The sequence below is a fragment of the Fictibacillus arsenicus genome (assembly GCF_001642935.1).
Taxonomy (GTDB): Bacteria; Bacillota; Bacilli; order Bacillales; family Fictibacillaceae; genus Fictibacillus; species Fictibacillus arsenicus_B.
In genome coordinates this window covers 2,310,129-2,334,058 of record NZ_CP016761.1, presented here as the reverse complement: position 1 = coordinate 2,334,058, position 23,930 = coordinate 2,310,129, and the positions used below count along the sequence as shown (strand labels likewise).

Annotated in this window: 26 protein-coding genes; 22 read left to right on the top strand and 4 right to left on the bottom strand. The window is 37.8% G+C overall.

The window, feature by feature from the left end; translation table 11 throughout:
• Positions 1-18 precede the first annotated feature (18 nt).
• Both serA and ABE41_RS12020 read right to left on the bottom strand, forming a co-directional pair.
• Positions 19-1,593 carry a phosphoglycerate dehydrogenase gene (gene serA, locus ABE41_RS12025; protein WP_253805329.1) on the bottom strand — a complete coding sequence of 525 codons (1,575 nt, stop codon included), beginning with the start codon at positions 1,591-1,593 and terminating at the stop codon, positions 19-21.
• Positions 1,594-1,780: 187 nt separating this feature from the next.
• On the bottom strand, positions 1,781-2,029 hold the full coding sequence (locus ABE41_RS12020; protein WP_066290559.1) for a ferredoxin: 249 nt from the start codon (positions 2,027-2,029) through the stop codon (positions 1,781-1,783).
• Between the two features lie 231 nt (positions 2,030-2,260).
• On the opposite strand from ABE41_RS12020, the gene ABE41_RS12015 reads away from it, so the two are divergent.
• From ABE41_RS12015 to ABE41_RS11995, 5 genes are all read left to right on the top strand, one after another.
• Positions 2,261-3,331 carry a YpbB family protein gene (locus ABE41_RS12015; RefSeq protein ID WP_066290557.1) on the top strand — a complete coding sequence of 357 codons (1,071 nt, stop codon included), beginning with the start codon at positions 2,261-2,263 and terminating at the stop codon, positions 3,329-3,331.
• Positions 3,309-4,802: a RecQ family ATP-dependent DNA helicase gene (locus tag ABE41_RS12010; RefSeq protein WP_066290555.1), complete on the top strand. Its 1,494-nt coding sequence runs from the start codon at positions 3,309-3,311 to the stop codon at positions 4,800-4,802. The genes ABE41_RS12015 and ABE41_RS12010 overlap by 23 nt, the downstream gene beginning before the upstream one ends.
• Positions 4,803-4,810: 8 nt before the next feature.
• Complete coding sequence (locus ABE41_RS12005; protein ID WP_066290554.1) at positions 4,811-5,413, top strand: CPBP family intramembrane glutamic endopeptidase; 603 nt, start codon at positions 4,811-4,813, stop codon at positions 5,411-5,413.
• A gap of 5 nt (positions 5,414-5,418) precedes the next feature.
• Entirely contained in the window at positions 5,419-5,718 is a 300-nt protein-coding gene (locus ABE41_RS12000; RefSeq protein ID WP_066290551.1) for a hypothetical protein, read from the top strand.
• Positions 5,719-6,086: 368 nt separating this feature from the next.
• On the top strand, positions 6,087-6,539 hold the full coding sequence (locus ABE41_RS11995; protein WP_066290550.1) for a DUF2663 family protein: 453 nt from the start codon (positions 6,087-6,089) through the stop codon (positions 6,537-6,539).
• A gap of 4 nt (positions 6,540-6,543) precedes the next feature.
• Here ABE41_RS11995 and ABE41_RS21250 read toward each other — a convergent pair whose 3' ends face one another.
• Positions 6,544-6,759 (bottom strand): hypothetical protein, encoded by a 216-nt coding sequence (locus tag ABE41_RS21250; protein ID WP_083207782.1) that lies wholly within the window; start codon positions 6,757-6,759, stop codon positions 6,544-6,546.
• Between the two features lie 171 nt (positions 6,760-6,930).
• Here ABE41_RS21250 and ABE41_RS11990 point away from each other — a divergent pair, with 171 nt between their 5' ends.
• The 6 genes from ABE41_RS11990 to ABE41_RS11965 all read left to right on the top strand — a co-directional run bounded on the left by ABE41_RS11990 (position 6,931) and on the right by ABE41_RS11965 (position 13,075).
• Complete coding sequence (locus ABE41_RS11990; RefSeq protein ID WP_083207781.1) at positions 6,931-7,674, top strand: metallophosphoesterase; 744 nt, start codon at positions 6,931-6,933, stop codon at positions 7,672-7,674.
• Positions 7,675-7,744: 70 nt separating this feature from the next.
• Positions 7,745-8,656, top strand: a complete 912-nt coding sequence (locus ABE41_RS11985; RefSeq protein WP_066290548.1) for a MerR family transcriptional regulator — start codon at positions 7,745-7,747, stop codon at positions 8,654-8,656.
• A 101-nt stretch (positions 8,657-8,757) separates the two neighbouring features.
• Complete coding sequence (locus ABE41_RS11980) at positions 8,758-9,348, top strand: genetic competence negative regulator (protein ID WP_066290545.1); 591 nt, start codon at positions 8,758-8,760, stop codon at positions 9,346-9,348.
• A 167-nt stretch (positions 9,349-9,515) separates the two neighbouring features.
• Positions 9,516-10,433 (top strand): D-alanine--D-alanine ligase family protein, encoded by a 918-nt coding sequence (locus ABE41_RS11975; protein ID WP_066290541.1) that lies wholly within the window; start codon positions 9,516-9,518, stop codon positions 10,431-10,433.
• Between the two features lie 243 nt (positions 10,434-10,676).
• Entirely contained in the window at positions 10,677-11,960 is a 1,284-nt protein-coding gene (locus tag ABE41_RS11970) for a Glu/Leu/Phe/Val family dehydrogenase (protein ID WP_066290539.1), read from the top strand.
• A gap of 101 nt (positions 11,961-12,061) precedes the next feature.
• On the top strand, positions 12,062-13,075 hold the full coding sequence (locus tag ABE41_RS11965; protein ID WP_066294813.1) for a YpdA family putative bacillithiol disulfide reductase: 1,014 nt from the start codon (positions 12,062-12,064) through the stop codon (positions 13,073-13,075).
• A gap of 31 nt (positions 13,076-13,106) precedes the next feature.
• Here ABE41_RS11965 and ABE41_RS11960 read toward each other — a convergent pair whose 3' ends face one another.
• Positions 13,107-14,075 (bottom strand): asparaginase, encoded by a 969-nt coding sequence (locus tag ABE41_RS11960; protein WP_066290538.1) that lies wholly within the window; start codon positions 14,073-14,075, stop codon positions 13,107-13,109.
• Positions 14,076-14,166: 91 nt separating this feature from the next.
• Here ABE41_RS11960 and prsW point away from each other — a divergent pair, with 91 nt between their 5' ends.
• The 11 genes from prsW (at position 14,167) to plsY (ending at position 23,912) form a co-directional block, all read left to right on the top strand.
• Complete coding sequence (gene prsW, locus ABE41_RS11955) at positions 14,167-14,847, top strand: glutamic-type intramembrane protease PrsW (protein ID WP_066290537.1); 681 nt, start codon at positions 14,167-14,169, stop codon at positions 14,845-14,847.
• Positions 14,848-14,968: 121 nt separating this feature from the next.
• The gene (sleB, locus tag ABE41_RS11950; RefSeq protein ID WP_066290534.1) at positions 14,969-15,841 is read left to right on the top strand and encodes a spore cortex-lytic enzyme; all 873 of its coding nucleotides are present in this window, start codon (positions 14,969-14,971) and stop codon (positions 15,839-15,841) included.
• A gap of 18 nt (positions 15,842-15,859) precedes the next feature.
• A complete protein-coding gene (ypeB, locus tag ABE41_RS11945) occupies positions 15,860-17,209 on the top strand; it encodes a germination protein YpeB (protein ID WP_066290533.1) in 1,350 nt (449 codons plus the stop codon).
• Between the two features lie 332 nt (positions 17,210-17,541).
• Positions 17,542-18,204 carry a flagellar brake protein gene (locus ABE41_RS11940; RefSeq protein ID WP_066290532.1) on the top strand — a complete coding sequence of 221 codons (663 nt, stop codon included), beginning with the start codon at positions 17,542-17,544 and terminating at the stop codon, positions 18,202-18,204.
• 42 nt (positions 18,205-18,246) lie between these two features.
• Entirely contained in the window at positions 18,247-18,432 is a 186-nt protein-coding gene (locus ABE41_RS11935) for a DUF5359 family protein (RefSeq protein WP_066290524.1), read from the top strand.
• Positions 18,433-18,563: 131 nt separating this feature from the next.
• A complete protein-coding gene (cmk, locus tag ABE41_RS11930; protein ID WP_066290516.1) occupies positions 18,564-19,238 on the top strand; it encodes a (d)CMP kinase in 675 nt (224 codons plus the stop codon).
• Position 19,239: 1 nt separating this feature from the next.
• On the top strand, positions 19,240-19,821 hold the full coding sequence (locus ABE41_RS11925; RefSeq protein WP_066290513.1) for a lysophospholipid acyltransferase family protein: 582 nt from the start codon (positions 19,240-19,242) through the stop codon (positions 19,819-19,821).
• Positions 19,822-19,902: 81 nt separating this feature from the next.
• Positions 19,903-21,042, top strand: a complete 1,140-nt coding sequence (rpsA, locus tag ABE41_RS11920) for a 30S ribosomal protein S1 (protein ID WP_066290511.1) — start codon at positions 19,903-19,905, stop codon at positions 21,040-21,042.
• A 214-nt stretch (positions 21,043-21,256) separates the two neighbouring features.
• Positions 21,257-21,859 (top strand): YphA family membrane protein, encoded by a 603-nt coding sequence (locus ABE41_RS11915; RefSeq protein WP_066290509.1) that lies wholly within the window; start codon positions 21,257-21,259, stop codon positions 21,857-21,859.
• A gap of 148 nt (positions 21,860-22,007) precedes the next feature.
• Positions 22,008-23,321 carry a ribosome biogenesis GTPase Der gene (gene der / locus ABE41_RS11910; protein ID WP_066290493.1) on the top strand — a complete coding sequence of 438 codons (1,314 nt, stop codon included), beginning with the start codon at positions 22,008-22,010 and terminating at the stop codon, positions 23,319-23,321.
• A 9-nt stretch (positions 23,322-23,330) separates the two neighbouring features.
• Positions 23,331-23,912 (top strand): glycerol-3-phosphate 1-O-acyltransferase PlsY, encoded by a 582-nt coding sequence (gene plsY / locus ABE41_RS11905; RefSeq protein ID WP_066290491.1) that lies wholly within the window; start codon positions 23,331-23,333, stop codon positions 23,910-23,912.
• The last annotated feature ends 18 nt before the right edge of the window (positions 23,913-23,930 follow it).

Here is a 23,930-nt window from a genome sequence, read left to right as displayed (position 1 = left end):
AGTTTTTTAGTGTGCAGTTTAAAGGTCGAGAGGTTTGCAAACGAGCAGATCCTCAATGTTGACTAGTTCTTTTTGAATCTCTTCAGGCAGCTGTGAATCGAATGTTAATACCATCATAGCTTCACCGCCAGCTGATTTTCTTCCTACGTGCATCGTCGCGATATTTATTTTCCGTTCCCCTAAAAAGGCACCTACTTTTCCTATAATTCCAGGTGTATCACGATGTTCAATATATAAAAGAGATCCTTGTGGAACAAAATCTACTGTGTACCCATTCAATTGTATAATGCGTCCGCCAAACCCTTTAACCAAAGTTGCAGATAAAGTGAATGTGTGATTTTGTCCGGTTACTTTAACATGAATAATGTTTGGGTATCCGTAGTCATCTGTACCTCGTTTTTCTCCTACTACAATTCCGCGTTCGTTGGCAGCCACCATACTGTTAACATCGTTGACAGGTCTGCCGAGTCTCGTTTTTAAGAACCCGCAAAGAAAGCTTCTGGTCAATGATGTCGTATCTGTTTCAGAGAGTGACCCGCCATATCCGATGGAAATTTCGGTGACTGGCTCTTTGAAAAATTGTGTGGTAAACGACCCGAGTACATGTGAGAAGTCATAATATGCGATAAGTTTTTCATAAGTGTCTTTAGATAATGACGGGAAGTTAACAGCATGTTTTAAAGGCTTGTTTAATATAAACGACTTAATCTCATCGCTTGCCATATAAGCTACATTTTTTTGAGCCTGTATGGTTGAAGCGGCTATATGGGGAGTGACGATAACATTAGGATGTTCAATCAATGAACGGTTAATTGGAGGCTCTTGTTCAAATACATCTAGAGCACAGCCCGATAGGTGGCCAGTGTTCAAATAATGCAAGAGAGCTTCTTCATCAATGATGCCTCCACGGGCACAGTTGAGGAGATATGCGCCTTTTTTAGTGTTTTTCAGGTTGTCGTGATTTAACAGTTTGCGAGTATCTTTTGTAAGCGGGGTATGAACAGTAATAATATCACTTTGTTGAATGAGTGTATCAAGATCAACAGAAGTAACTGATAATTCTTTTTGTTTTTCCAATGAAAAATAAGGATCGAAAACAAGAACGTTCATGGAAAAACTTTTAGCACGTTTTGCAAGTTCAGAACCGATGCGGCCCATACCGATAATTCCAAGAGTTTTTTGATAAAGTTCCTGGCCGGTATATTTTTTTCTATCCCATTCACCTATCTTAACAGATTGGTTAGCTTGAGGGATATTACGTACAAGGGACATCATCATTGCCCATGTATGTTCAGCAGTTGAAATCGTATTGCCTTCAGGAGCATTAACAACCAGAACCCCTTTTTTGGTCGCTGCGGTAAGGTCGATGTTATCTACACCAACACCAGCACGGGCAATAATTTTTAATCCTGAAAATCTTTCTAGAACAGATTCGGTAATTTTAGTAGCACTTCTTACCATTATTCCCTCAATCATTTCGGGATCTTCGATATCATCAATCTTTCCGAAGATGAGTTCTATACCTTCGAGTCTTACTAAAGGTTCGATCCCATCACTTGTAATGCCATCACAAACTAATACGGTTGCTGTCACGTTTCCACCCCTCGAATTCTTTATAAGTTGCATCAATATTTTGATAATTTAACACATTCTGAATAAGGGTACAACCATGTTTTTTAAGATAGCGGTTTCATAATATAAAGAAACTAATTGACAATGAGAATCATCCTTAATAAAATAAATAAAAAAACCCTCTTAAAAGAGGGCGCGTAACTATTGTCTATTCGTATTTTAATGCATCGCCATCAAAAGGCTCATCTGCAACCTTAATTGAATCAGTCGGGCAGCCTTCAAAAGCGTCTTGCATATCTTCTAACAATACGTCTGGAATTTCAACGATTCCTTGGTTCTCGTCTAGAGTTACAAATGCAATTCCTTCATCGTCATAATCGTAAATGTCAGGTGCTGCAGCTCCGCATGCTCCACATGCGATACAAGTTTCTTTGTCAACAATCGTATACTTTGGCATAATGAATACCTCCTAAGGAATTGGAAAACTAATCCGGTCATACATATTTAACCATTTTTTATTAAAGGGTCTTCTAATCATATTGTAATAAGTATCCCTCTACATTTCAATAGAAAATTAGTATCCTCATCTTATCTTTTATACCCAGCTTCCTTCAAAATATAACACTTTTACTCTCAATTCCCTATAATCTGATAAAATAGATGTAAGAAAATAGAGTGGTGATAACGTATGGATATTTGCAATGCCATAATATTGGACATGCTGCAAAAAGTAGATGGCAGCAGAAAATGCTCAGGTATTTACTACATATTAACTGGAAAGAAAACATCACAGTCATTGTCAGATAGTCAATGGTTTGAGATAGAACAATATTATGCATCGTTAAAAGGGTTAACGTTAGATGATTTTAACTCAATCATAGATGAGCTATATAAGGATGAACTGATTAAGCTTAAAGAAGACAATGTCTTTTTTGTAACTAAAAAAGGAGTAGAGTTCCTCGGGGAGATCAAGGACCGCTATTTATTCATAGAAAAGCTAAATGGTCTAAAATACGCTTCGATCGAACATAAATGCTGGCAGGTCATTACATTATTTGTGCAGTCCCTGTCAAACTCGCTTTATAATAACTTTGATTTTTCTCCGGTTATAAGAGACCGGGAAGCTGTTGAAAAAGTAAAAATCCTTTTTCCTAGATCTGAACAGCAAAGAATGCAAATTGCATCCCATTTATACAAAGAACTAAATATCGTGTTGCAAACATGCGATACCGAGGGTGCTGAAATTTTTGTTAAAAAATTGTCAGGCTACAAACGTGTTGGAAATACATTTGAACAGTCTGCCAGAGAGTGGGGATTAACAAGAATTGAAACGGTACTTCGGTTTCGTTCAGTACTCCATCAAATTTTCAAATCCATGAGAGAGCAGCCAGAGATGTATCCTGTATTAAGTTCACTTATAAGGGATTTTATTGCTGTACCCGCCTTAACCAAATCTGCACTGCAGACTTATCATCTGCTGCAAAAAGAAAAAGACATACAAGAAATTATGAAAATCAGAAACTTGAAATTGAGTACAATGGAAGATCACCTCGTAGAAATCGCTCGGGAGATCCCCGAATTTTCGATTTATCCTTACATAAGCGAGGAAGATAAAGAAAGAGTTATCCTTTTTTATAATAAAACAAGAGAAAATAAACTCAGGCCGATTAAAGAAGCATTTCCGCATTTAACATATTTGCAAATACGGCTTGTTCTGGCAAAAGAGGGTGGGAAACATGCAGTTGGAAACGGCACTTAAACAGTATTACGGATTTAATAATTTCAGACCGGGACAAAAAGAAATAGTAGAAGATATTCTTTCAGGTCATGATGTACTAGGCATGCTTCCTACTGGGACGGGGAAAACACTGATCTATCAATTGGGAGCCGTTTTATTGAAAGGAAGAGCTTTAATCGTTTCTCCGTTAGTATCTCTTATGCAGGACCAAGTTGATCAATTCAAACAGGCTGGCTTTAAGAGAACGGTGGCGTTAAACAGTTTCTTAGATCATTCAGATAAACGATCGGTTTTGCATCACTTAAAAGATTACCAGTTTGTCTTTGTAAGCCCTGAGATCTTGCAGAATAAATATGTACGATCTGCTTTACTATCGATCGACTGGTCGCTCTTTGTAGTAGATGAAGCACATTGTATTTCACAATGGGGACATGAATTTCGCCCGCATTATTTGGATTTAGCAATTATTAAGAAAGAGCTCGGAAACCCTGTATGTCTTGCATTAACAGCAACAGCTACAGTAAAAGTGCAAGAAGACATTCGGAATTATTTAGAAATGAGAGATGCGAAAGTTCATATACATAGTATGAATCGGCCAAATATCTCTATTTTTGTTGAGTCCTTTTCTCAAATAGAGAAAAAACAAGACAGAGCAATTGATTTAATAAATGATTTACAAGGTCCGGGAATTCTTTATACAAATACGAGAAAAGGTGCTGAACAGCTTGTCTCTGTTCTTCATGAAAGGGGGATGCAAGATGTATCCTATTATCATGGAGGTATGGAACAGGATGAGAGACTGCTAGTTCAAAAGCAATTCCTTAATTCGCAGCTGCAGCTGATCGTATGCACAAATGCATTTGGAATGGGCATAAATAAGCCTGATATCAGGTATGTAATTCATTATCATGCACCAGCAAATGTAGAAGGATATGTTCAGGAAATTGGACGTGCCGGACGGGATATGCAGCCGTCAGCAGCGATTCTTCTTTATCATCCATCTGATTTAGAGGTTCCATTTCACTTTATTGAACATGAGCTGCCTGATGATAATCAAATAGATTACATTTTATCGGATTATGAAGCACTTGCCGAACATACCTTATTTGAGCGTTTGCAGTTAGCTGGTATATCTGAAACTGGCCAAAGATTTATGGAATACCACCTAAACAATGCAGGAGTACTTTTTGAAAAGTGTGTTCCAGAAGAGAAAAGGGAATTATTGAAAAAAATACTTAAGAAAAAAATAGAGGAAAGAAAAAGAGAAAAGTTAAAATCCTTAAGAATGATTGAAAAGTGGATTATGGATGAAGGCTGTAAACGAAATATGCTGCTGAAATATTTCGGTGAAGAAGAAATAGCAGCCATGGATGAATGCTGCAGCGGCTGTCAAGGTGAACTGGTCCGTTTTTACGGAAAACAAGAAAAAGAAATAAATACTTATCACGAATGGGAAGATGAACTTAAACGGTTATTTAGACAGGAAGTGTAACAGCAATTATGAATAATTCCCAAGAAGGAAAGTTGATTGATGATTTTACTCCAAAAGAATTATTAGTGAATGTTTATATCTCACAAGGTTTATTTTTAGTTATCGCTATTGGAATTGCTTTTTTCTTTGATGTTTCTTTTCCGTGGAATATGGATATTCCCCTAACGAATAAATATCTGCTTTTAGCCGGAGCAACCGGATTGTTTTTACCATTTTTATCTATAGAATTAAAAAAAAGGCTTCCTGATCATTATTTGGATGATGGCGGGATTAATGATAAAATCTTCAGTTCTCTGTCATATCCTCATATCTTTATTTTGACAGGTATTATTGCATTTGCAGAGGAATGGCTTTTTCGCGGGGTCTTACAACCTTTATTAGGTTTAGTTATTACAAGCCTTATCTTTTCACTTCTTCATGTCAGGTACATTAAAAAGCCATTATTATTCAGTATTGTGACCCTTTTAAGTTTTTGGTTAGGGCTATTATATGAGATATCTGGAACAATCTGGGTTCCTTTTTTTGCTCATTACTTAATTGATTTTATTTCAGGCTGCTGGATTGCCAGAGAACATAAAAAAGGCAAAAAAGACACCGAGAATGGAGTGTGACTTTAATGGAGAAAGATCAGGCAGAGAATCTTAGAATAAAAGCCGCTGACTTAAGCGAAATTCAAACGAGTACACTTCCTTCCAGGAGTGAAGTGCATGGAAAGAAAAAAGAGGTCAAAAAAAAGAAAGAGAATAACCAGAAACAGCGAAAAATTTCTATGTTTTGGCTAACGAGGCTTCTGCTGTTTACTTTTATTTTATTGATCGGTCTGACTGTGACTTATCAATATTGGTCACAAAAAATATCCACACCGGTCCATAGTGAAGATAAAAAGGGTGTTGAGCAAGTTGAGATCGAACGATAAAAACCGTCAGGAACATAATGGATTCTTGACGGTCTTTATTTGTTAGAAGGCACTTCTCTAAATGATTGTGCTTTTGGTCATTTTCAATTTCTTCAATTGCAAGTTGATTGGAGAGCAAGGTGCGAGACTCCTGCGTGCCAGCCAACTGATTATACTTCTTGCAAGGCATGCGACCATACAAACTTCCTTGTAGGTGAGACTTCTAATGGCGCAACGCGCCGAGGGAGCTCACCGCACGCCTCGCGGAAAGTGACAATCCTGGAGCGGAAATTAACCACTTTTAAGAGCAACAAAGTATACCAAAACAGCATTTTAAAAAGAATGAATCTGCTTGTATAGGCATAGTTATTCTACAGGAGGTTTTGTGTATGAACGCATTGAGTCACTGGAGGATAAAGCCTTTTGTTAATGAGCTGACAAGCATCGTTTTAGCCCAGCTTGTAGAAAAGAAAGCAGAAAAAGACAGATGGAAAAAAGCAATTAATCAATGGGGATCGTCAATGATCTTTGTTGTAATTGCTACCTTTGTTTATCTCTATTTTTTTAAACTTCCTGATGCATCATCCTTTGAAAATCCGTTAACCCTGATTTTTGGAGATGAGATGGTTTGGATCTGTACAATATTTATTATTTTCTCTAGTTTTCAAATGATTTGGATGAAAAAAAAGTACAAAAAAGCAGATGATGATTTCGAAGCGATCCGTTCAGATTTTATTGACCGAAATGAAGAATGGTGGAGCGATGAGGAACAATGGAATCAGAGGCATATCGTATTTGAATTTATGAAAAAAGAATACAACATTAATATCTTTCACAAATAGAAGGTTACTGGCATGGACAGCCGAAAAATAAAACTGAATCTCTATCGTGGCGCTGACCTTGTATCATTACTGTCATTTCACAGAAGTGATCTATTCTGCCAAAGGCAATGGTCTGGTGTGTTTCCGGGCAGTACACTTCAATAGGTAAACCAAGTCGCATGCTATATGATAAATCAAGGTCAGTAACGAGAGATTTGTTCTTTAATTTAGTTAATGTCATGATGTTATTCCTCTCTAAATTTTTGTTATTCTTGTAAATAATCATACGTTAAATTTACAAATTTTTCAACTAATACTTTTTAAATATTCAAAAAATTATCGCCGCATTTATTCAATTTATGAGCTGAAACAGTTCTGTGTATGATCATTTAAACATTTGCAGGAGGCAATAATGATTTACATTTTTTTATTAGCTGCATTTACACTTTTACTATATATGTATATTGAAGCACACAGAAATCGTGTCAGTATAGATACGGTAAACATAGACAAACTCCCTGTTTCTTTTAAGAATTTTAAAATCTTTTTCATTTCAGACGTCCATCGAAGAACGATTACAATTAAACTTGTTGAAAAAGCAAAAAAAGCAGACATTGTAATTATCGGAGGGGACTTGGTGGAAAAAGGAGTTCCGATGGACAGAGTGGAAGATAATATAAAGATGCTGTCTAAAATTGGACCTGTTCATTTTGTATGGGGAAACAATGATTATGATGTAGATATAAATTATTTAAAGAACACTATATCAGATAATGGTGCAATCATTTTAGATAATACATGTATTTCTTTGAAAAGAAATAATGAAGTTCTTGATATTGCTGGGATAAACGATCTTTCTTTCGGAAAAGACAGATTGGAAGATGCCGTAATGAATTGCAGTTCTTCATGCCGTATCCTTATTAGTCACAATCCAGATATATCCAGGAAAATTAAGAAAGAGTATCAGATTCGTTTAGTGCTGTCAGGACATACACACGGTGGCCAGATCAGGCTGGGGCCACTAGGAATCGCCAAAAGAGGCGGATGGTACGATGAAGGATATTATAAGCTTTTAGTCAGCAACGGATTTGGTGCAACGCATTTGCCTCTTCGATTTGGAGCGCCTTGTGAAGCACATCTGATTACTCTGAATTAAGGCAAAAAGTTTACAGTACAATGTTTTTTCAGATATACTCTTCTTAACTTATTTTTTGGAGGAAGTGCAGATGTCTTGTGAAGGGAAGTACAACATTAAAGCGGTCTCCAAAATGCTCGGCATACAAGCTGGTACACTTAGAGCCTGGGAAAGACGCTATTCTATTGTTCAGCCTCATCGGAATGAAGCTGGACACCGATTATATACCGATGAACAAGTATACATATTAAAATGGCTAGTGAATAAAGTTAATCAAGGATTCACAATTAGCCAAGCGGTCGACGTTGCCCAGAATGGGGAACTCTATAAAGAACCTGCACCTTTTTCAATTGAAAATACTGATCGTGCTGCTGAAATGTCTAATATGATTTTAGATGCTTTGCTTTCATTTCAGGAAAAGAAAGCTAACGATCTATTAAGTCAGGCATTCAGCATGTATAATTTGGAAAAAGTCATAATTGATATTTTGGGTACATTATTAGTACAGGTAGGCCATCTTTGGGAAGATCAAAAAATAACAGTTGCTCACGAACACTTTACTTCATCCTTTTTACGGACTAAAATAGGACAACTTATGCAATGGCTTCCTTCAGACCCGTATTTGCCTAAGGTTATTGCAGGCTGCGGTATAGACGAGGAACATGAATTAGGTCTCCAGATGTTTACGCTGTTTTTAAGAAGGAAAGGGTTCGAAGTGATCTATTTGGGTCACGGAATTCCAGAGAAAGATTTTGAGGTTGTAATAAAAGAAGTAGAACCTAGGATGGTATTTTTATCGTGTACCATAGTGGAGCCAGCAACAAAAACATTAAGATGGGCTGAAAATCTTCTTGGGAAGTTCCCTGAAACTTCTTTTGGAGTGGGTGGATCTGCTGTAAGCCACCTGTCTTCAGAAGTTAGGGGGACATATAGTGATCTGTTAATCGGCAGCACAAAAGCAGAATGGGAAGACTGGATTTCTAAGAGACTTAAAAATAAATAATGATGTACGCTATAATTGGCTTGTTTGTTTATCACCAACTTATCACAAACTCATATATTGTAATTAAGACATAATAGCGCCGATCGTAAGGGGGACCAGAGATGCGGGTAGAACGGTTAACCTATAATAAAATAAAGATCTTCCTAACTTTTGATGATTTGAATGAACGTGGTATTTCAAAAGAAGAAATATGGCAGGACATTCCGAAAGTGCATCAGCTTTTCCGTGATATGATGACTGAAGCTGATGATGAGGTAGGGTTTAAAGCTGACGGTCCTATTGCGGTTGAAGTATTTTCACTTCCTGCTCAAGGTATGGTTGTTATTGTTACAAAAGGTATCAATGAGTATGATCTGGAAGAGGAATATGATGAAGATTATATAGAGATGCAAGTTACCTTGGATGAGAATGATGAAATTTTTTATGAATTTTCATCCTTTGAAGATGTAATTCTATTGGCGAATCGTCTTCATTCCCTAGAAATAAAGGGTGGCAGATTGTTCTCTTTTAATAATCATTTTTACTTAAAGTTTGAAGAGGAAGAAGTTAAACCACTTAATCTGGATCTATTTATTGCAATTCTTGCTGAATTCGGAAGTTCCTCAACAATTACAAGCTATAGAGTAATCGAATATGGAAAAGAACTAATGAAGGCTGAAGCTGTAAAAGAGCTTCATCGTTATTTTAAATAACAAAAACAGGAAGGAGGGCGCAAAATTTCTGCGTCCTCATTTATATTTCACCTTCCTGATTTCCGAAAAATCGTGTTATGATTAGTAATAATTTTTTAACCGCTGAACAGTAAAAAGGTCAGGGAATATAATAAATACATAAACTTTTGGGCTAGGAGTGACCATTAATGAAAATTGCAGTCTTATATGGCGGGGTATCTGCTGAACGGGAAGTATCACTATCTACAGGAAAACAAATTATTGCTGCTCTTGAAAGCAAGGGACATGACGTTATTGGTATCGATTTTCATCCATCACGATTACATGAGTTGCTCGATATAGAAGCAGATGTTGTCTTTTTGGGACTTCACGGTAAGTATGGTGAGGACGGACGTCTTCAAGGACTTTTAGATATGTTGAATATCCCGTATGTAGGATCTGGGGCTTTAGCTTCAGGGATTGCAATGGATAAAGCAAAATCAAAACAGTTCTTTAAAGAAGCAGGCATTAATATAGCAAAAGAAAAGGTATTATACAAAAAATCTTATAAAGAAGATCAGACAGAATTATCTTTCGATTTTCCTGCTGTAGTTAAGCCAAATAGAGAAGGATCAACAATAGGGTTAACAATTGCTCAAAACAGGGAAGAACTTCTTAAAGGGATCGCTGAGGCATTCATGCATGATGATACTGTCCTTGTAGAACAATTTGTAAGCGGGAAAGAGGTAACAGTTGCTGTTATGGGTGAACACGGCCATATGCAAGCATTGCCGGTCGTAGAGATTGAGCCTAAAAATGCCTATTATGATTATGAATCGAAATATGCTGAGGGTGGAAGCATACACTATGTTCCTGCGAGATTAGATGAAGAAACAACGGCACTTTTACAGAAGCAGGCTGTTATTGCTCACGAAGTTCTAGGGTGCGAAGTATATTCCCGTGTAGATTTTATCGTTCCTTACGATGGCACAGAGCCTGTTATTTTAGAAGTGAACACACTGCCTGGTATGACACCGACAAGTCTTTTCCCAGATGCAGCTAAGGAAATAGGCATGGATTATCCTGCTATGATTGAAAAATTAATCGAGCTATCATTAAAGAAATAGTGATTAAATCAATACCCCATCTGTATTAAGAATGGTGGGGTATATCTCTTTAAAATTCGACAGACAATGGTTATAGGTATATTGGCAGAATATTAGGTATTTTCGTAACAGTATGTGATTAAGAAAGCGTTTTCTTTTTAGGTGAAATTCACTAAATTTTTCTTCTCAACAGTCTTGCAAAGGTGTATACTGTCACTGAAGCTTGACTAAACTTTAGAGGTGACAAATATGGGAGGTAAACAAATGACAGCCCAAAATACTACAGACCAAAAATCCGACAATCATCATGAAAATGACAATGTGCTCAAATCCACGCAATCCGTGATCGCGGATGCGCTCGATAAATTAGGATATTCTTCCGAAGTTTTTGAGTTGCTTAAAGAACCGATCCGTATGCTTACTGTCCGCATACCGGTTAAAATGGATGATGGAAGCACTACAATTTTTACAGGATATCGTGCCCAGCATAATGATGCTGTTGGTCCAACAAAGGGCGGCGTTCGTTTTCATCCGAATGTATCAGAAACAGAAGTTAAAGCGCTATCAATTTGGATGAGTTTAAAAGCAGGAATTGTAGATCTGCCATACGGCGGCGGTAAAGGCGGAATCATCTGTGATCCGCGTACGATGTCTTTCAGAGAGCTTGAAAGATTGAGCCGCGGATATGTACGAGCTATCAGTCAGCTTGTAGGACCTACAAAAGATATCCCTGCTCCTGATGTATTTACAAATTCGCAGATTATGGCTTGGATGATGGATGAATACAGCAGAATCAGAGAGTTTGACTCACCTGGTTTTATCACTGGCAAACCTCTTGTACTTGGTGGATCTCACGGACGTGAAACAGCTACGGCAAAAGGTGTTACGATCTGTATTCGAGAAGCTGCTGCAAAAAAAGGTATTCAGCTTGAAGGCGCTCGCGTCGTTGTACAGGGATTTGGTAATGCAGGAAGCTTCCTTGCTAAATTCATGCACGATGCTGGAGCGAAAGTTATCGCGATTTCAGATGCTTATGGAGGTCTTCATGACCCTGAAGGACTTGATATCGATTATCTGCTTGAGAGAAGAGACAGCTTTGGTACGGTTACTAAATTATTTAAAGACACAATAACAAATCAAGAACTGTTAGAACTTGATTGCGATATTTTAGTGCCTGCTGCGATCGAAAATCAGATTACAGAGAAAAATGCTAACCAGATTAAAGCAACAATTGTTGTAGAGGCAGCAAATGGGCCGACAACTCTTGAAGCAACTCGAATCTTATCAGAAAGAGGAGTCCTGCTTGTACCTGACGTATTAGCAAGTGCTGGCGGAGTAACAGTTTCTTACTTTGAATGGGTTCAAAACAACCAAGGATACTATTGGACTGAAGAAGAAGTTGAAGAGAAGCTTGAAAAAGTGATGGTTAAATCGTTTGATACGGTTTATACAACAGCTATGAACAGAAAAGTTAACATGAGACTTGCGGCTTATATGGTCGGTGTTCGTAAGATGGCTGAGGCTTCCCGTTTCAGAGGCTGGATTTAATAATTCACCTCTAGCCATAAGGTCTGGTTTTCTTTACAAACCAAGAGCAAATCTCCTATCATATGATGATAGGAGATTTTTTCTTAGGCAAAAATAAAGACATGACGTTTTTTTGGAGTGGTGAAGAAGTGAAGATAGATGTTTGCATAATTGGAGGCGGTCCATGCGGCTTAGCAGCTGCAGTGGCATTGCAGAAGAAAGGCATAACCTATTGTGTGATAGAAAAGGGAAATGTGGTTAATACGATTTATAAGTATCCTACACATCAAACCTTTTTTAGTTCGAGCGAAAAGCTGGAAATAGGGGATTTCCCCTTTGTTCATGAACAGCGAAAACCTAACAGAATTCATGCGTTAACTTATTATAGAGAAGTGGTTAAACGGAATAAGCTTAATATTCATACTTTTATGAGGGCAGAATCTGTAGTTAAGAATAACAATGGTGCGTTTACGATAGCTGCCGTTAATCGGAAAAATGAGGAAATTCAATATGAAGCAAAATATGTAATTATTGCAACTGGCTACTATGATAATCCTAATATGATGAACATTAAGGGAGAAGACTTGCCTCATGTTCATCATTATTTTAAAGAAGGTCACCCATACTATGATTTGGATGTTGCAGTAATTGGGGGTAAAAATTCTGCGATCGATGCCGCTTTGGAGCTGGAGAAAGCAGGAGCACGCCCTCACGTTTTTTATAGAGGCAGTGGGTATTCTCAAAGTATAAAACCCTGGGTGCTTCCAGAATTTGAAGCGTGCGAAAAAGCAGGAACCATAAAAATGACTTTTAACGCTTGTGTCAAAGCGATTACTGAAGAAGGAATCTTTGTTGATATAAAGGATGAAGAAAAATATTTCCCTTTTCATGCTGTGTTTGCTATGACCGGTTATCATCCAGATCACGATTTTATTTCAAAGATGGGTGTAAACATTGATTCTAAAACAGGACGTCCTTATTATTCTGAGGAAACCATGGAAACAAATGTGGAAGGATTATTCATAGCAGGTGTAATCGCAGCAGGAAACAATGCTAATGAGATCTTTATAGAAAATGGAAGATTTCATGGAGAAATGGTAGCTAATACGATTCTAGATAGAGAAAAAAGCCGATAATCCATTTGGATTTCGGCTTTTTTATCATTAATTACTCAAGAAACAGCTGCTGCAGCTTTTCAGCAGAATTAGTAATTTCCAGTGCGATCATAAGTTTAAGACGAGCTTTTTGTCCGTTCAAACCATTAGAAAAGATGACACCGAGCTCTTTCAAATGTTTGCCGCCGCCTTCATAGGAATAAATGTCCTGTGCAATTCCATTGAAGCATCTGGAAACGAGTACAACAGGTATCTGCCGTGAGATAAGCTCTTTAATTGCGGGAACAGTAGCAGGAGGCAAATTACCCTGCCCGAGTGCTTCGATCACAACACCGTCAGCAGATTTTGATGCAGCATTTATCAATTCTCCATCCATTCCTGCATAAGCTTTTAATAATATGACGTTTTTAGAAAAATGTTTTACTTGAAACTGGCTTGAACGGAGAGGGGTATGATGAAAGAGTACTCCTCTTTTTGTAACGATTCCAATTGGTCCATACTGCGGGCTTTGAAAAGTAGCGATGTTGCTTGTATGCGTCTTTGTCACGTTTTTAGCAGCGTGGATTTCATCATTAAATACGACCAGAACACCTTTGCCTAATGATTGATGCTCGCAGGCAACTCTTACAGACGAAATGAGATTATAAGGTCCATCAGAGCCGTGTTCGTTGCTGGATCTCATTGCCCCAGTAACGATGACAGGAATCGGAGTTTCTAAAATCAGGTCAAGAACGTAAGCTGTCTCTTCCAAAGTATCTGTACCATGTGTGATTACTAGCCCATCATATCGATCTGCTTCTGTCTGCTCCTTAATAAACGAAGCAAGTTCAAGCATGTGAAAAGGGGTAATATGAGGAGAAGGCAGGTTAACGTAGTTCTTTACCACGATTTCGGCTATATCAGACAGTTCTGAGATTGTGGCTTCAAGTGGATGTGTCTCTTTCGTATTGACACCGCCTGTGTTCTTATTCTCTTCCATTGCTATTGTTCCGCCTGTATGAATCAATAATATTTTTTTCAATATTGCCGCCCTCCTTGTTCTTATTGTTCTCTATTCCACTTCTTAAAATATCATGTTACGATAGAAAAAAACAGTAGAAAAGAGGCAGGACATGCTAGCTGTAATTTCTGCAGCGGTGGCTCCGGCTATTGCTCTATTATCATTTTTTTACCTTAAGGATAAATATGAAACTGAACCTTTATCGTTAGTAGTAAAGGTCTATATATTTGGAGTTCTTCTCGTATTTCCTGTAACGGTCCTGCAATTTGGATTTAAGGAAGAGATGAACGTTCCTTTATTTGCTGATGCCTTTTTAGTCAGCGGAGCTCTTGAGGAATTTTTAAAGTGGTTCTTAGTTTTTTATGGTGCGTACCTTCATGAAGAATTTAATGAACCATATGATGGAATTGTATATGCAACTGCATTATCACTCGGCTTTGCATCATTGGAAAACATTTTTTATCTGTATACGTTCGGGATCGAAGAAGCATTGATCCGTGCCCTTCTTCCAGTAAGTGGGCACGCATTGTTTGGTGTTATCATGGGCTTTTATCTAGGGAAAGGGAAATTTTCATCCGGAAAGAAACAAGTCATTTATTTAAGTCTTTCACTAATAATCCCTGTTCTTCTTCATGGAACATTTAATTTCTTGCTTCTATCAAGCACCAAGTATATCTTCTTCTATATGTTCCCGTTCATGATTTTCTTATGGTGGTTCGCCTTAAGAAAAGTAAGGATTGCTAATTCATCATTAAATCCATATCGAAACGCAGATGCTAAGACTGGTATTTAACCGGTCTTTTTTTTGTTTTCTTCTACAATGAGACTTTGAAATTGAATAAAAAAAACCGGATTACAAATGATACATGTATAACAAGAAATGGAGATTAAAATTACAGGAGGCTAACTTTCTCATGAAAAGAAATTCAGCTTACATAAAGGGAGCATTTTTTGCAATCGCCCTTTGTTTTGGGTTATTTGCTGGATTTGGTCAAAACAATGCACATGCGTTTTCGAACCAAGTCATACAAAAAGGAGCAACTGGAGACGATGTAGTAGAACTTCAATCCCGTCTTCAATATCTAGGCTTTTACACAGGAAACATTGACGGTGTTTTTGGATGGAGAACCTATTGGGCATTACGAAACTTTCAATATGAATTTGGTATGGATATAGACGGCTTAGCGGGAGCTAAAGCAAAGCAAAAACTTGTGAAAGCTTCAAAGTATGACAAAGCCTGGGTGACAAAGCAAATTAATTCAGGAAATAAATTTTCATACTATGGAGGAGTTCCAAAGAGCAAACAGACGAAAAGCGGAGGTGCTAAAGGCGGAGCAGCTAAAAAAGGCACTGCACAAGGCGGAGCGGGCGGAGGAAAAGCTACAGCTAAGCCGGCACAAGTAAAACCTGCGAAAAATATTCCAGATGGATACTCACAGAATGATATTAGTTTGATGGCCAATGCTGTATACGGTGAAGCAAGGGGCGAGCCTTATATCGGACAGGTAGCAGTTGCTGCCGTAATTATTAACCGTGTGGAGGATTCTCAATTTCCTAAAACAGTCTCAGGTGTAATATTTGAACCAGGTGCTTTTACGGCAGTTGCGGACGGACAGATTTACTTAACCCCGAATAAGCAGGCGAAAAAAGCTGTTATGGATGCATTAAATGGTTGGGATCCAACGGGTGAAGCCATATATTACTTTAACCCTGATACAGCAACTTCAGGCTGGATCTGGGGACGTCCTCAAATCAAGAAAATCGGAAAGCACATTTTTTGTAACTAATAAAGGGGTGAACATATAATGATACGCACAATCCTTATTGCACTGTTGTTCGTTGCTGTAGCAGGGACAGGATATTGGGGCTATACAGAGCACCAAGAAAAGAATGCTGTTCTTCTGCAGGCGGAAAATAACTATCAGCGGGCTTTCCATGATCTGAACTTCCATGTTGATGCACTTCACGACAAGATTGGAGAAACGCTGGCTATGAACTCCAGAAACCAGCTTTCACCTGCATTAGCTCAAGTTTGGAGATTAACATCTGAAGCTAATAATGATGTAGGACAGCTCCCATTAGCGCTGCTTCCTTTTAATAAAACAGAAGAATTCTTAGCTAAAATGGGAGAATTCAGTTACAGAACAGCAGTTCGAGATTTAGATAAAAATCCATTATCTGATAAAGAATATAAGACTTTGAAGGACTTGTACGCTAACGCAACAGAAATTCAGAATGAACTGCGCAGAACAGAATCATTGGCTCAAAAGAACAATCTCCGCTGGATGGATGTAGAGATGGCGTTAGCAACAAATAAAACGCAGGAAGATAATACGATAATCGATGGTTTTAAAACAGTAGATAAGAATGTTGAAGGATATTCAGAAGTGAATTTCGGTTCTGAAGTATCTAACATGATGAAGATGAAAAACCGTGATCTAAGTCAGTTAAAAGGGAAAAAGATTACGAAAGAAGATGCTAAAAAGATTGCTATCGAGTTTTTCGATCTTAAGAAAAACGTAAAGATAACAGTTGAAAAATCAGGTAAAGATGCGAAATACGATGCTTATTCACTGACACTTTACAACCCAGATACTAAAGGTACAACTTATATGGACATTACACAGAAAGGCGGTTACCCGCTTTACGTGCTCTATGACCGCAGTGTAGGCAAGCCGAAAATATCACTGAATGATGCCATGTTCCAGGCTGAAGACTTCTTAAAAAAGCACATGGAGAGCAAGATGGAAATGGTATCGAGTGATCAATATGACAATATTGCTGTATTCACCTATGCAAGGCTTGAAGACGATGTGCGAATCTATCCAGAAGTGGTTACTGTAAAAGTCGCCCTCGATAACGGTGATATTATGGGTTATGAAGGGACTGACTTCCTGTTGGCTCATCAGGATAGACGAATTCCAGAATTCAAAATTACGGAGAAAGAAGCAAGAACAAATCTGAATCCGAAGTTTGAAGTAAAAGAAGTAAGCAAAGCATTGATAAGAAATGATATTAATGAAGAGGTTTTCTGCTATGAATTCCTAGGGGTACTTGGAAATGAAACCTATCAAGTTTTCATCAATGCAGAGAATGGAAACGAAGAAGAAGTTAAAAAGCTGAAAGAAGCAGAACCTTCTTATAATGAGATCTAAATAAAAGGCTGTTTTCGTAAACTTTGTTTCAATTTGAAGTGGTTGATTTCCGCTACAGGTGCTCGCTTTCCGCGGGGCGTGCGGTGAGCCTCTTCGCGCTTTGCGCCCTTAGGAGTCTCACCTGTCCGCTGATCCCGCAGGATTCTCGCACCTTCCGCTCCAATCAACTTGGCAAGAAGAAACTACAAATAAATGATAAAGCAACAATCTTTTAGAAATGATCCAAATAAAAGAAGCAAAATTTCGCTTTTTGAAATTTTGCTTTTTCTTTTTTTTAATAACTGTCATAATAAGGGAAAGGCTAATGAAACGCAATTTTGGGGGAAGATTTTATGATTGCTGTTGGGGAACCGTTATATTTGCAACCGTTATTTTCAGATAAAAAGGATAAATACAGGTGCAAGATTTGTGAAGTGAAAGATGATCGGATTTATATCGATTATCCAAGTAATGAAATAACAAATCGTACAGAATATTTTTTTGATGGCACGCAGTTTAAAGCATCATTTGTGGATAAGGAAAAGAATGTTTTTACATTTCGCACAGAACTGCTGGGCAGGAAGATTGAGAAGATACCAGTATTAATAATTGCCTCTCCCAAAGAGGAAGAGATACATAAGATACAGCGAAGAGAGTTTGTCCGGGTAGAAACCTTATTGGATACAGCGGTGAGCAATGTGGATGATTCATACCCTCCATTTAATTCTGTGGTGCTTGACCTTAGTGCTGGGGGAATGCTTTTATCTCTTCCGGTAAAACATAATGTGTCAAAAGGAGATATGCTGGAATGTTTAACTGTTCTTCCAATGCAATCAGGTGAGAAAATTTACCTGGATCTTCAATGTAAAGTATTGAGGATCTTAGATGGACATGCGAAGGATAGACAAAGGGCACCGCTCCAGTTCGAATCAATTGATCAAAAATCAAGACAGCATATTATAAGATTTTGTTTTGAACAGCAGCTTTTAATGAAAAAAAAGGAAACAACTATTTAGAATAGCTATCTTTTTTCGGGGAATACTACTCCCGAAAAGAAGGTGACTAAGATTAAAAGGTTAGACAGGTTATTAATTCAGCTTGCTATCGTTCATTTTATATTATTATTGATCGCACAAGTTTTTTTAGAAATCCCTTCGTTTAAAATGTATACGAATAAAAGCATTTATTATGAAGGTGTCATAAAAGGTGAAAGAGAACCTGCTTTGGAAACGATAGACCGTTAAGCAAGAATTGTGATAAGATAGATATAGAATTAATCTGTCATTTTCAGATTATGTACAGAAAAAAGCAGGGGGAAGTTTACCTGCTTTTATTGCTATGTATGCATTGTCATAGGTATGGGGTAGGAGGAAACATGAAAAAATTATTATCGATTGCCATTGATGGCCCTGCGGGTGCAGGAAAAAGTACGGTAGCAAAGCAAGTAGCTGAGCGCCTTTCTTTTATTTATATTGACACTGGTGCCATGTACAGGGCATTAACTTATAAAGCTCTTTCCTTAGGGGCAGATTTAAATGATGGAATCGCTCTTGAATCAGTTCTTCAAACAACACAGATCGAATTGGTGAAGACAGAAACAGGTCAAGCTGTATATCTTGATGGAAAAGACGTATCAGAAGCAATCAGGTCAGCAGAAGTAACAAATAATGTTTCTTTTGTTGCCCGGCAAAAAGAAGTACGGATTGAAATGGTGAAAAGACAGCAGCAGCTTGCTGAATCAGGCGGAGTAGTAATGGATGGCCGGGATATCGGTACACATGTGATGCCTAATGCTGAACTGAAAATCTTCTTGATCGCGTCAGTAGATGAACGCGCTCGCAGAAGATATGAAGAAAATCTTGCAAAAGGATTCCCGGCAGATTTTGAATTGTTAAAAAGTGAAATTTCACTTCGAGACAAAAGAGACAGCGAAAGAGAAGCTGCTCCATTAAGAAAAGCAGAAGATGCTATTGAACTAGATACAACGAGCATGACCATCGAAGAAGTAGTCTCAAGCATTCTTAATTTTGCAGAGGAAAGGGCACGTTAATATGAAGCTTTATTCTTTCGGAAAATGGCTTTGCGGTACTTATTTTAATAGTTCTTTTAAACCTGAAATAATCGGGGCAGAAAATATGCCGGATGCTGGCGGGGTTTTGCTGTGTACAAATCATATTCACAACTATGACCCTCCACTTGTTGGAGTTGCTTCACCAAGGGAAGTTCACTTCATGGCAAAAGCAGAACTCTTTTCGGTCCCAGTATTAAAACATATAATGCCAAAAATTAATGCGTTTCCTGTAAAAAGAGGAATGAGCGATAAGACGGCTTTAAAAACAGGCATGAACCTTTTAAAAGAAGGAAAGGTAGTAGGCCTCTTTCCTGAAGGGACAAGAAGCAAAACAGGTGAGATCGGTGAGGGTTTGGCAGGTGCAGGGTTCTTTGCACTTAAATCCGAAGCACATATCGTCCCTTGTGCAATAGTAGGCCAGTATAAAAAGGGCAAAAGCTTAAAAATTATCTTTGGCAAGCCGATAGACTTCACACATTTACGCGAGCAAAAAGCTTCCGCTAAAGAAGCTACAGAGCTTATAATGAAACATATAGCACAATTGAAAAAAGATAACGAATAGGTTTGTTCTTTACAATGTTAATGTTCTTTCAAAGCGAAAGTTCAATAAATTATTTTTTAATTTTTTGAGGAGGCCACGAACATGACAGAGGAAATGAGCACGAGTTTAACAAATGCTACCCAAGCTGAATCAGGCGAAATCGTTAAAGGTACGGTTTTGAAAGTAGAAGACAAACACGCGTTAGTTGATATCAGCGCTAAACAAGACGCATTTTTACCAATTAATGAGGTTTCGAGTCTTTTTATTGAAAAGGTAAGTGATGTGTTAAATGAAGGAGATCAAATCACTGTTAAAGTGCTTTCTCATACAGAGGACAAGCTACTTGTATCTAAAAAAGCGGTAGACAGTGAAAAATCCTGGTCAGAGCTACAAGAAAAATACGACGCGAAAGAATCGTTTGAAGTTACAGTTCACGATGTAGTAAAAGGCGGACTCGTTGTAGATTTAGGGGTACGTGCATTTATTCCTGCTTCAATGGTTGAATCTCATTTTGTAGAAGACTTTTCAGATTACAAAAGTAAGAAGCTTTCGGTTAAAATTGTGGAGCTTGATACTGAAAAAGGGCGTGTAATATTATCACACCGTGCTGTAACTGAAGAGGAAGAAGCGGGAAGAAAGCAAGAGATCTTAGACAGCCTAGCTCCAGGAGAAATCATTGAAGGTAAAGTTCAGCGTCTAACGGACTTTGGCGCCTTTGTGGATATTGGCGGAGTCGACGGATTAGTCCATGTATCACAGCTTTCTCATAATCGTGTAGATAACCCTTCAGAAGTATTAAGCGAAGGTCAAACAGTTAAAGTAAAAGTACTTTCTGTAGACCGCGATAATGACAGAATTTCGCTTTCAATTAAAGAAACACAGCCTGGACCGTGGGAAGAAGCTAGTTCTTCTATTACACCTGGAAGTGTCATTGAAGGTACAGTGAAACGAATCGTTGCTTTTGGTGCATTTGTTGAAGTGGCACCTGGGATTGAAGGGCTCGTGCACATTTCAGAGATGGCAAACCGCCATATCGGAAACCCGAGTGAAGTTGTTAAAGAAGGACAGCAAGTATCTGTTAAAGTGCTTGATGTCAACAGCAAAGAAAAAAGAATGAGCTTAAGTATGAAAGCTGTTCAAGATGAAAAAGAAAAAGAAAACCTTAAACAAAACCTTCCAAAAGAAGAAAAAGGTTTTTCGTTAGCTGAGATGATTGGTGACCAGCTAAAAGGGTACAAGTAATTTTATTTGAAAGCTCCCGATTTTAATCGGGGGCTTTTTTTACACTTTCAGAAAGTATAACTTGTTAGCACGATGATTTTCGATGTGGCAACAAGTTTATGTGGATAGTATAAGCGCTACTATGGCTGACAAGAAAGGCTTGACGTCAGTCAAGTTTTCTTTATAGAGGTTAAGCGGGTGAGGAAAGTGGCATAATGCTATCGAGGTGAAATTCATGAATGATGGCATACTTTTTTATTGGTTCATGTGGATCGGCTGGGTCGTAACAACCTTCTTATTTGAAAAAAATCAATTCAGAAATACAGTGATTTTCATTTTGCTTCCAGGCATAATATTGTCTGGTTATGATATTTCATTTTCATTGGGTACAATTAACGCAGCTTTTGCTTACTTTTTAATCATAGGGCTTGTTCATGTTATCCGCAGTACAGGTGAGCTCCTCTATTATTTAGCAGTAAGTTTTATTATAGCAGTAAGCTATGTAATGCTTCAGATTTTTGCGCTGTATGATCCCGCTAAACTGTTCATCGATAAAAAGTATTTGTTGATTATTTTTCTAGCAGCTATGCTGTTTCTTATTTTAAAAAGAAATATTGATTTATTTTATGTCCCCTTAATCGGTATTTTTATTGGAGATTCATTATATCAGTTATTGATCTTAAGACTTACAGGATATTTAGAAATAGGTTCGATGTTTGTATTGGATTTGCTTGCTTCCACTACAATGATTCTATTTTGTATGGTAATATTGGTAGATATGTTCAAAAAATTAAGGCGCGTCTCTTATAAAAAGGTTAATCCAGCAAAGCCGATTTGATGGAAACCTATTATTATTAAGTTGTCTAAGATCTCAAGAATTTGCTAAAATAAGTGGACTTGTCTAATTTTATTGTAATTTAACAAAGTAATGATGAATTCATAAAGAAATGATTGATTTGATCAGGAAAAAAAGGGAAGTGTCAAACATGACTAAACCAGTTTTAGCTATAGTAGGAAGACCAAATGTAGGGAAATCTACTATATTTAACAGAATTGCCGGTGACCGCATATCCATTGTAGAAGATATGCCAGGTGTTACCCGTGACCGTATCTATAGTTCCGCCGAATGGCTGAATACCGAATTTAACTTGATCGATACAGGTGGAATAGAAATTAGTGATGCACCGTTTATGAGCCAGATGAAGGAACAAGCAGAACTAGCTATTGAAGAAGCCGATGTTATCTTGTTCTTAGTAGATGGCATGAATGGAATTACAGCAGCCGATGAAGAAGTAGCCAAAATGCTTTTCCGTTCAAAAAAGCCTGTTGTTTTAGGTGTGAACAAAATTGATAACCCGGAAAGAAAAGAATTGTTATATGAATTTTACAGTCTAGGAATGGGTGAACCGATTGGTGTGTCTGGTACTCATGGAATCGGACTTGGAGATCTTCTGGATCAAGTTGTCAGTCATTTTCCTGAAACTGTTGAAGAAGAAAAAGACGATGACACGATTTATTTCTCATTAATCGGCAGACCGAATGTAGGTAAATCCTCTTTAGTAAACGCAATTTTAGGAAAAGAACGCGTTATTGTAAGCAACATTGCAGGTACAACTCGTGATGCAATTGATTCCAGTTTTGAGAAGGAAGATCAAAAATATGTAATTATCGATACAGCTGGAATGCGCAAGCGCGGAAAAGTATACGAGACTACTGAAAAATACAGCGTTATGCGAGCTATGAAAGCGATTGAACGTTCAGATGTCGTCTTGATGGTCATTGATGCAGAAGAAGGCATCATCGAGCAGGATAAAAAAGTCGCTGGCTTTGCTCATGAAGCAGGAAAAGCGGTCGTTATTGTAGTGAATAAATGGGATGCCATCGAAAAAGATGATAAAACGATGCAGAAATTCGAGCAGAAGATCCGTGATCATTTCCTTTACTTATCTTATGCACCGATCGTTTTCGTATCTGCATTAACGAAACAGAGACTTCATCATCTATTCCCGGTGATTAATCAGGTTGCCGAAAACCATTCATTAAGAGTTCAGACGAACATATTAAATGAGGTTATCATGGATGCAGTTGCGATGAATCCTGCACCGATGGATAATGGAAAACGGTTAAAGATAAACTATGCAACTCAAGTAGCTTCTAAACCGCCTACATTTGTTATTTTCGTTAATGATCCTGAGCTTTTCCACTTCTCTTATAAGAGGTTTTTAGAGAACAGAATTCGTGAAACATTCGGGTTTGTCGGTACACCAATCAAAATTTTTGCAAGAAAGAAAAATGATTAAGGTAATAGTATGATGTGGATTCTCCTCATCTTATTATCTTATTGTTTAGGTTCCATCAGCTTTAGTTATTTGCTTACAAAGCTGATAAAAAATGAAGATATCAGAAACCATGGAAGCGGCAATGCAGGTGCCACCAACACATTACGAGTGCTTGGAAAGGGACCTGCCATCGCTGTCTTGCTATTAGACAGTATGAAAGGGATAATATCTGTTTTGGTACCATTATGGCTAGGATTTAGTCCAAATATCGCAATACTGTGCGGCTTTGCAGCTGTAATTGGTCATAATTACCCAGTATTCTTTGGATTCAAGGGCGGGAAAGGAGTTGCAACAACAATCGGTGTTTTTGCAGCTATATCTTTCTTTCCATCTCTAATAGCAGGTATAATTGCTATTCTTACGATTTGGATTAGCCGGTTTGTTTCTCTAGGTTCGATCGTCTTTTTAATCCTGACACCTTTCTTTATGCTGTATCATTATAGCCTGCCATTTTTTGCGATTGTAACGGGCGGTTGTATCTCAGCAGTTTCAGTCTGGCGTCATAGGGGAAATATACAAAGGCTGCTAAAAGGGACCGAACGCAAAATTTAATAATTTGGAGTGTGACAT